Raw genomic sequence first — 8,177 nt, 5'->3', positions numbered from 1 at the left:
ATATACTTTTAGGGTAGTTTTGATCCTGTTCATTATTCAGTCGGGTAACCGACTATTTTTTGAATTTAAATGTTCTTGTTTTATTCTTTTTTTTGAGTGGTGCTGGCGACATGTCGATCTATATTGGTTATGGCGCTGCTCTAAGGCGGGGAAGTGTGTGTCTAGTGTTGTTCTTTTCTAGAAGGCTTCCTCGCCAAGAATAATAGGATGAATGAGAATTTTTTATTCATTTTTTCTTTATGCAGGATAACCTGTTTTAGAAATTCTAATGCGGAATTGACATACGAAATCGAAAATTCCCATGTTTGATTTTCTGAGGATATAGGCCCTGATAAATCTTTTGGGTGAGAATGTGGCCCTTACGTGATGCAGATAACTATGTATCTGCTGTCTCTGATCTCACGATAAGTGATAACCACATTTTCCCCTTCCCTTGAAAATATGAAATTTTGACCTCTAATATTTTGGAGTTGACGATTTATGTCTACGTCTATTGCAAATAGTTTTACAAAGCACTTTCAAGCTGAAGTGCACGAATCTTATCAGCGCATGGGTTCAAAATTGCGCAATACTGTGCGCAGTAAAAACAATGTGAAGGGTTCAAGTACAACCTTCCAAAAAGTTGGTAAAGGTACTGCAAGTACAAAAGCTCGTCACGGTAAAGTGCCTGTGATGAATGTGGATCACGAACCGATCGAAATTACTTTGCAGGATTACTATGCCGGTGATTGGGTTGATTCTTTAGATGAGCTGAAAACAAACATTGATGAGCGTATGGTAACAGCGAATGCAGGTGCTTATGCACTTGGTCGCAAAACTGATGAGTTGATCATTGAAAAATTGAATGATCTAGATGCTTCACGCGAAGCAAAGGGAACAGGCGCACAGTTGGATGATACATCTGGTCTGACAAAAGAGAAAATCCTGATGGCTTTCGAGATGCTTGGCGAGGCAGATGTACCTGATGACGGTCAACGCTTCGCAATCATTGGTTGGCGCCAATGGGGGGAGTTATTGGCGATCGAAGAATTTTCTAATGCAGATTATGTCGGTGATGACACCTTACCTTGGAAAGGTACGCAGGCAAAGCGCTGGTTGGGTACTTTATGGATGCCTCATTCTGGTCTTTTGAAAGATGGTTCTGATTTACGTCATTGTTATTGGTATCACAAAACAGCAATTGGTCATGCATCTGGGCAGGATGTAAAATCTGACGTTACATATCATGGTGACCGTGCTTCTTATTTTGTGAATAATATGATGTCTCAGGGGGCAGGTCTTGTAGACCCTACAGGTATTGTTCGCATGCGTTGTAAGGAGGTTTAATCATGGCTTATCAATCTAAAAATCTCTCAGTAATTGCATATGCAAATGGTTTTACTTTTTGGCACTATGCCACAGAAGATACAGCGGTATCTGTGGCTACTGATGGCTATTTTAATGATGCTGCGGATATGTTGCGTGTGGGTGATGTTATCTTGGCGAATGTTGAGACATCAGCCTCACCATCTACAGGTTTCTTTTCTGTCGCCAGTAATGTCTCGGGTGCGGTGGATGTGAATGATATGACAGGTATCGGAACATCAAACACTAACTAAACGTCAAAATTCTTGAGTTAGTTCAATTTTAAAAGCTAAGGGGCTATTTGCAGCCCGTGAGTAGCCCCTTTTGTCTTTTATTTTAAGAAAGGAACATTCTATGGCTTTAAGTGCTGTGGCTCTGTGCAGTCGTGCCTTGTTGAAGCTTGGTGCTGAACCTATTTCAAGTTTTGAAGATGGTACCGCTGAAAGTATGGCTGCTAGCTTGCTTTATGGTTCAACACGTGATGCTGTTCTATCTGCATATCCTTGGACATTTGCAACTGCCCAAAAAGGACTGGCGCGCCTTGTTGGTAAACCAGTCGCTGATTTTCAGTATGCGTATCAGTTACCGCCTGATTTTCTCCGTATTCTATCGGCAGGAGAGGGAGGACGTAGTAGGGGGATTGACTATCAAATTATTGAAAATCGATTACATACAGATGCACCTGCAGTAACTGCGACCTATATTTTTAGACCGTATGAGTCCATGTTCCCCGCATATTTTGATCAATTAATGATTTTACGGCTGGCGGCAGAACTATGTTTGCCGTTAACCGAAAGCACTTCTCGCGCTGAAAGTATGTTGAATTTAGCGGAAAAGGAATTTCGTAAAACTAAATCTATTGATGCCCAGCAAGATACACCTCAATCCATCGAAGGTTTCAATTTAATTGAGGGGCGCTACTGATGCCTCGGATTACTCTTGTTAAAACAAACTTCACTCAGGGGGAAGTCTCTGAAAAACTTCTTGGGCGAAGTGATTTGCAAGCCTTTGCAAATGGGGCGCGCAAAATGTCTAATGTGCATGTGTTCCCAACTGGCGGTACGACGCGTCGAGCTGGTTTGCGTTATGTTGATGATTTATCGATTTTAAAAGATGATGACACGCGCCAATCATTTGACTATGGACGAGTTGTTTCTTTCGAATTTAATACAGAAAAAACATATATTCTTGTGTTTGTGGATATGAAGCTTCTTATCTACAGACCTCTTGAAGCTTATCAAGATGATGACTTGTCCCAAAATATCGAACCAGAAGTGTTAGATGCATTTTGGACGAAGGATCAATTAAAACAAATAACCTGGACGCAAAGTGCGGATGAGTTATTGATTTGTCATCCTGATGTCGCGCCGAAAAGATTGATACGCCATAGCGATACAAATTTTTCGTTGAATGATTGGGAGTTTTACTCTTCTGGAGGAAAGGTTTTTGCTCCATATCATAAATACGAAGCTGATGAGATTGCGTTAGAACCACTCACGTCTTCTGGCAATAATGTGCAAGTCAATGCAACAGGAGCTGATGGAAAACCCGCTTTAATTTTTAATGACGGCCATATTGGGTCTCGTATTCGTATGCATAATGGTGAAGCGATTATTAAATCTGTACCTGATGCTTCATATGTATACGTGGATATCAAATCTAATCTTAATTCAGATGCAAAAACCACAGATTGGGAAGAGATAGCATTCTCTGCATATAGAGGTTGGCCTAAATCTGTATGTTTCCATCAGGATCGATTAGTTATTGGTGGGTCCAAAGGATTACCAAATCGGCTCTGGATGTCTAAGTCGTCAGATTTGTACAACTTTGATCTCGGAGAAGGTTTGGATGATGAGGCAATTGAGTTTGCTATTTTATCTGACCAAGTGAATGCAATCCAAGGGGTGTTTTCAGGACGACATTTACAAGTGTTTACTTCTGGTGCCGAATGGATGGTAACTGGTGATCCTTTGACACCAGAAAACATTCAGTTGAATCGACAAACCCGTATCGGATCCATTACCAGCCACTCGGTTCCTCCGCGTGATGTGGATGGTGCAACTTTATTTGCATCACGAAATGGTATGGAGCTAAGAGAGTTTCTTTTTGCCGATGTCGAGCAGGCATATCAATCAAATGACTTGGCGACGTTGTCACGCCATTTAATGAAATTTCCTGTAGATCAGGATTTTGAAAAGTCCAGACGACTTATGCATATTGTTATGGCGGATGGAACAATGTCCGTTGTCACACTCTATCGACAAGAGAAAGTAACTGCCTGGACATCATTTGAAACGGATGGAGATTTTATATCAGTTGCTGTCGTTGGAACGGATATCTATTGCATTATCGATAGAGAAAGTCATGTCACTTTAGAAAAATTTGACGCAGATTATTATACTGATAGTGGGCGAATCTATCATGAGAAAATGGCGCAAGAGGCGTATTTTGCTGGTGGTTTAGAGCACCTAAATAATGCGGCAGTACAGATTGTTGTAAACGGCATTTATCAGGGCACAAAAAAAGTTCAAAATGGAGGCGTGTTGATTGGGAGCATCCCAACGAACTCTAAAATTGAGGTTGGTCTGCCCTTTACACATGAAGTGATTCCATTACCAATTTATCAGCAAGGTGGAAATAGCGCAGGATTTGGTAAGCCAATACGACTGGTGCGTGCAACATTCCGACTACATGAATCAAAAGCCTTGCAGGTTGATACAGGTCAAGGGCCGAAGATTCAGTCTTTTAGGCGCTTAGGATCTACAGAGCTTTTAGATAAAGAAACCGAAGACTTCACAGGTGATAAAACAGTTCGTTCTTTAGGGTGGATAAGAGGCGATGCACGGGCATTATGGCATGTGCATCAGGATGACCCAATGCCGTGTACGATTCTGTCTGTTGCGACGGAAGTTTCGATCATGGGACAATGAAGTAAGGAGAGCTAAATGGGATGGCTTCAAATCGTGATGATGGTTGCTGCAATGGTACTTTCAGAGAAGCAAGCTAGCCAGCAACGCAAGCATCAAAAGAAACAATTAGCGGCACAAGAAGCACGTGCTGAAGAGCAGAAAAAGCTTCAAATGAAGCAGGAAAAAAAAGCTCATGAAAGGCGGCAAGCTCAATTGCGTGCAAAAATGGGAGCATCTGGTACTAGCTATGGTGGTGGTTCATCCGATGCTATACTGGATGGTATGCGCAAGCAATCACGGGAAAACTTACTCACAATTGCTGAGGGTTATCAGATGGATAAAGAGATTGGACGTCTTAACGCTACGGATGGAGTGGGTGAAGGTTTGAAAAAAACACAACGATATTTGGGATATGCGGAACAACTTAATAATTCTCAGTTAGGAAATTAAATGACAGATATACCAAGAGAAAGGTTAATGGCGACTGAAGACATTAAGAATAATTTTGTCAGCAGTTTTAAAACACTCGCAAAGGAGCATATAAATATTGAACTTCTTGGAGGTATTGAGAAAAACCCAACAGTTACTTTGACCGCGGAGGGTTATGCATTAGTTAAGTTTGAAACTGATTTAGTACCAGGTGATGAGTTTATTATTTACCGTGAAACAGAAATTGATTCAGCTGATATTTATGTGGAGGGACAACCTTTACGTGCGGCTAGTTTAAATGCTGAACATAATCGGACTTCCATGTTATTGGAAGAAATGAAGATGCTCGTATCAGATACGATTCATAAACCAGACCAGGGGGATGATGGTGTTTTAACGTTACCTAAAATTGCGGAAAGAAAGAATAAGTTTCTATATTTTGATGAAGAAGGAAACGTCAAAACATCTGCATCGGGAAGTGAGTGGGTTGCCGGTTTAGAACAGTTGCAAGTTGAGATTGAAGAAGCAATTCAGGCTTCTAAAGATCAGGTGACAGCTTTGGAACTCCCATTAACAGGAGATAAAATTGCTAATCAATCTATCACTCAAGATAAAATTGATCCAAATGTGAGGTTAGGCGGACTTTCCGTTGGAGAAGATTCTCTTATTCGCTTAAATGCTAATGTGATCGAGGAAGATATTGTGATTGAAGAAAATCATAATGGTATGTCAGCCGGTCCAATTACAATCAAATCAAAAAATGATATTTTTAAGTCAGAGGACTTAACTGATCCTATATGGAATTTGATTGAAGCAACCATATCTGAGGTTGCTATTGCAAAACCGGACGAGCTTACTGTTGTAAATAAATTGATGGCAACGTCATCAGCGCTGACGCGACATTACGTGGAGCAAGTTTACTCAAAACCTACTTCGATTGGTGAGAGATATGTGTTGTCTATATTTGCTAAGAAAGCTGAGTTCGACTCTTTGCGTCTAGCAGTTAGAACAAATGATGTACATGATCCGACTGAGGGCGCGTTTATATCTTATGCAGGATTTGATTTGTCAAATGGCGTTGTCACAGAACAAGTGCAAGTCGCTGATTCAGGAATTCAGGATTTAGGTGATGAATGGTATCGATGTTGGTTTGTGACTAATCAGCAATCGTTTACTGGAGAGTTGAAAATCACAACTTACCTTTTGGATGCAGATGGAAAGATATCGTTTACAAATTCTGATTCCCACGGCGTATATCTGAGCGGATTACAGATACTGACAGGTCAACGGTTAAAACCATATTTTCGTAGTATTAATGATGAGTTGCCAGGATATACAGTTACTGTGAATGGCACTTGGAAGGTAGTTTGATGATGAGTGTTGTTCAAGTTGATAGCATAGAGAAAGTTGACGGTTCTCCTGTCGATTTAACAAAACAGAGTGCTGCTAAGGCTCTGGCAAGCCTAAATGGTACGGGAACCATTGCTTTACGAGATAGTGGCTTAAATGTATCTAGCGTTCTTGATGTTGCCAGAGGTGTTTACCGTTATAATTATACCAATGCTTTTGCAAACCTAGATTATATAGCACATGGTGGTGGCTTCACAGATAACTCATCTTATAACGCCTTCGGTGAGATTAACGGGCTTCCCGGAATGCAGTTAAGTTCAACGGAACTAAAATGGATATACTCATCAATTGATACATATGACGTACCTTATGCGACGCTGACAGTACACGGAGAATTAGCATGAGTGAAATCAAAGTAGATAAATTCTCCAAGCGAGACGGGTCAAAGAGTGTCGGTGCAGATTATGTGATTGATGGTTCTGCTAAGGCACGTGTGAGCTATAATCATAATCCTACGACTACGATACGTGATAGTTTTAATGTGAGCAGTCATGTAGACCATGGAACTGGCCATACTCAGATTAACTTTATAAATGCATTTCAAAATGATGGGTATTCCGTTGGAGCCATGGGGCAACATAGTTCTACAAATGTTATTATAAGTGGCTACTACGGATCAGGTAGAGTTACAGTGACAGGAATTCGATTAGCTTCTCTTGTTGCGTCTGGCTCTTCATATCTTGATGTTAATTACGCGATGGCTTCTTTTGACGGGGAGTTGGCACAATGAGTGATGTAATAGCAACCAACGTAAATGGTCGTGCCATTGAACCGGAACGTGTGAAGGCTTGGGTTAACTTACAAGGAACGGGTGCGATATCTGTCCGAGATAGTCTTAATGTGAGTAGTGGGACTGACTACGGTACTGGCAATTATGGTGTGAATATGACCATTGCTATGTCGAGTACAAACTACATCACACAAGGCAATATGCAGGGCTTAAATGGGGGTAATCTCGCAGGTCATGTGAATGAAATGGGTCTTCATATAAACCATACCGTCCTTGGATTTTATTATACTACCTACAACACAACGCCGTCGATTACAGATGTTCATGCATTTTACGCAGTTGTATTTGGAGATTTAGCATGAGCAATCTCTTTGAACGCCTGTTATGGGCTAAGTCTCACCTTGAACCCTTTCAATCACAATATGCGGTGGTGTTTGAGCATGACATGGATGAACCAGTAGCAGTTATGCATCCAGATCCAAATTGGATGGCTTGTGCTATTGCCGGAGATATTCTCCCTCCTGTTGAGGTATATCAGCAGTTAGAAATTATCGATGGTAAAGTAACGAATGGATATATTCTGCATGATCGGAGTATACCTGCGATTACAGAAGAGGAAGCTATTGAGTATCTTATCCAAAAAGATATTCCTCAACATGTTTGGCAAGTGAACTCAGGTAATAGGTCAAAATTTAGAATTTGCAAAAGAGATCAGATACCATCGGCACGATTATATCGAAATGCATGGGCTTTAACATTATAACACATCTGTAGACGGAGGATGATTATGGGTAATTTAATTGTTCAACAAATTAATGGAAATAAGTATGTTCCTGCCTTGGGAGTTGATCAATCATGGAAAGATATGACTGCGCAGCGAAGTAGTGGAGTGACTTATACCAATTCGACAGGACGCACAATTATCGTTGCCTTCACTTTTTCCCTAGGGTCTCATGGACAGGGGCATGCATATGTTGATGATGTAAGGGTTGCAAGTGCTCGCATTTATGGGGGCGTGGAGGGAGCTCATCAATTTGCGTGTAGTTTCGTCGTGCCTAACGGTTCCACTTATAGAACAACAAATTTTGCAGTATTTTGGGCGGAGCTACGTTGATGGATTATTTTAAAGATAATAATAACGACTTATATGCTTTTGAAAGTGATGGTTCTCAAGATGAACTTATAAAAGCTGATATGGTTAAAATCACAGCTGAAGAAATGAAAAGGCTTCAAAAAATCAAGGAAGAAACAGAGTTCAATGCATTATCCTATGCTGAAAAAAGGCAGTATGAATATCCTTCAATTTTTAATTATATTGATGGTTTAGTTAAAGGGGATCAACAGCAAATTGATGA

General features: G+C 40.7%; 12 protein-coding genes. All 12 read left to right on the top strand.

Going from position 1 to position 8,177, the window contains the following annotated elements; translation table 11 throughout:
* Positions 1-480: 480 nt before the first annotated feature.
* Positions 481-1,326 (top strand): phage capsid protein, encoded by an 846-nt coding sequence (locus tag E1160_RS01730; RefSeq protein WP_155153263.1) that lies wholly within the window; start codon positions 481-483, stop codon positions 1,324-1,326.
* A gap of 2 nt (positions 1,327-1,328) precedes the next feature.
* Complete coding sequence (locus tag E1160_RS01725) at positions 1,329-1,598, top strand: hypothetical protein (RefSeq protein WP_155153262.1); 270 nt, start codon at positions 1,329-1,331, stop codon at positions 1,596-1,598.
* Positions 1,599-1,698: 100 nt separating this feature from the next.
* Positions 1,699-2,268, top strand: coding sequence for a hypothetical protein (locus E1160_RS01720; RefSeq protein ID WP_155153261.1), 570 nt, complete (start codon positions 1,699-1,701; stop codon positions 2,266-2,268).
* Positions 2,268-4,274, top strand: a complete 2,007-nt coding sequence (locus E1160_RS01715; RefSeq protein ID WP_155153260.1) for a hypothetical protein — start codon at positions 2,268-2,270, stop codon at positions 4,272-4,274. Before E1160_RS01720 ends, E1160_RS01715 begins: the two co-directional genes overlap by 1 nt.
* Positions 4,275-4,289: 15 nt before the next feature.
* Positions 4,290-4,703, top strand: coding sequence for a hypothetical protein (locus E1160_RS01710; protein ID WP_155153259.1), 414 nt, complete (start codon positions 4,290-4,292; stop codon positions 4,701-4,703).
* Positions 4,704-6,053 (top strand): phage head spike fiber domain-containing protein, encoded by a 1,350-nt coding sequence (locus E1160_RS01705; RefSeq protein ID WP_155153258.1) that lies wholly within the window; start codon positions 4,704-4,706, stop codon positions 6,051-6,053. It abuts the gene before it with no gap.
* A gap of 2 nt (positions 6,054-6,055) precedes the next feature.
* Entirely contained in the window at positions 6,056-6,436 is a 381-nt protein-coding gene (locus E1160_RS01700; protein ID WP_218048649.1) for a hypothetical protein, read from the top strand.
* Positions 6,433-6,822, top strand: a complete 390-nt coding sequence (locus E1160_RS01695; protein ID WP_155153256.1) for a hypothetical protein — start codon at positions 6,433-6,435, stop codon at positions 6,820-6,822. Before E1160_RS01700 ends, E1160_RS01695 begins: the two co-directional genes overlap by 4 nt.
* Positions 6,819-7,184, top strand: a complete 366-nt coding sequence (locus E1160_RS01690; RefSeq protein ID WP_155153255.1) for a hypothetical protein — start codon at positions 6,819-6,821, stop codon at positions 7,182-7,184. The genes E1160_RS01695 and E1160_RS01690 overlap by 4 nt, the downstream gene beginning before the upstream one ends.
* Positions 7,181-7,585 (top strand): hypothetical protein, encoded by a 405-nt coding sequence (locus E1160_RS01685; protein WP_155153254.1) that lies wholly within the window; start codon positions 7,181-7,183, stop codon positions 7,583-7,585. The genes E1160_RS01690 and E1160_RS01685 overlap by 4 nt, the downstream gene beginning before the upstream one ends.
* A gap of 102 nt (positions 7,586-7,687) precedes the next feature.
* Entirely contained in the window at positions 7,688-7,936 is a 249-nt protein-coding gene (locus E1160_RS01680; protein ID WP_155153253.1) for a hypothetical protein, read from the top strand.
* Positions 7,936-8,177 (top strand): hypothetical protein (locus E1160_RS01675; protein WP_218048648.1); only part of this gene is annotated, 242 nt, incomplete at its 3' end. The genes E1160_RS01680 and E1160_RS01675, both read left to right, overlap by 1 nt.

The sequence above is a fragment of the Curvivirga aplysinae genome (assembly GCF_009711445.1).
Taxonomy (GTDB): domain Bacteria; phylum Pseudomonadota; class Alphaproteobacteria; order UBA8366; family Aestuariispiraceae; genus Curvivirga; species Curvivirga aplysinae.
The sequence above is the reverse complement of the archived record's forward strand: the minus strand, read 5'-3'. Positions and strand labels throughout refer to the sequence as shown.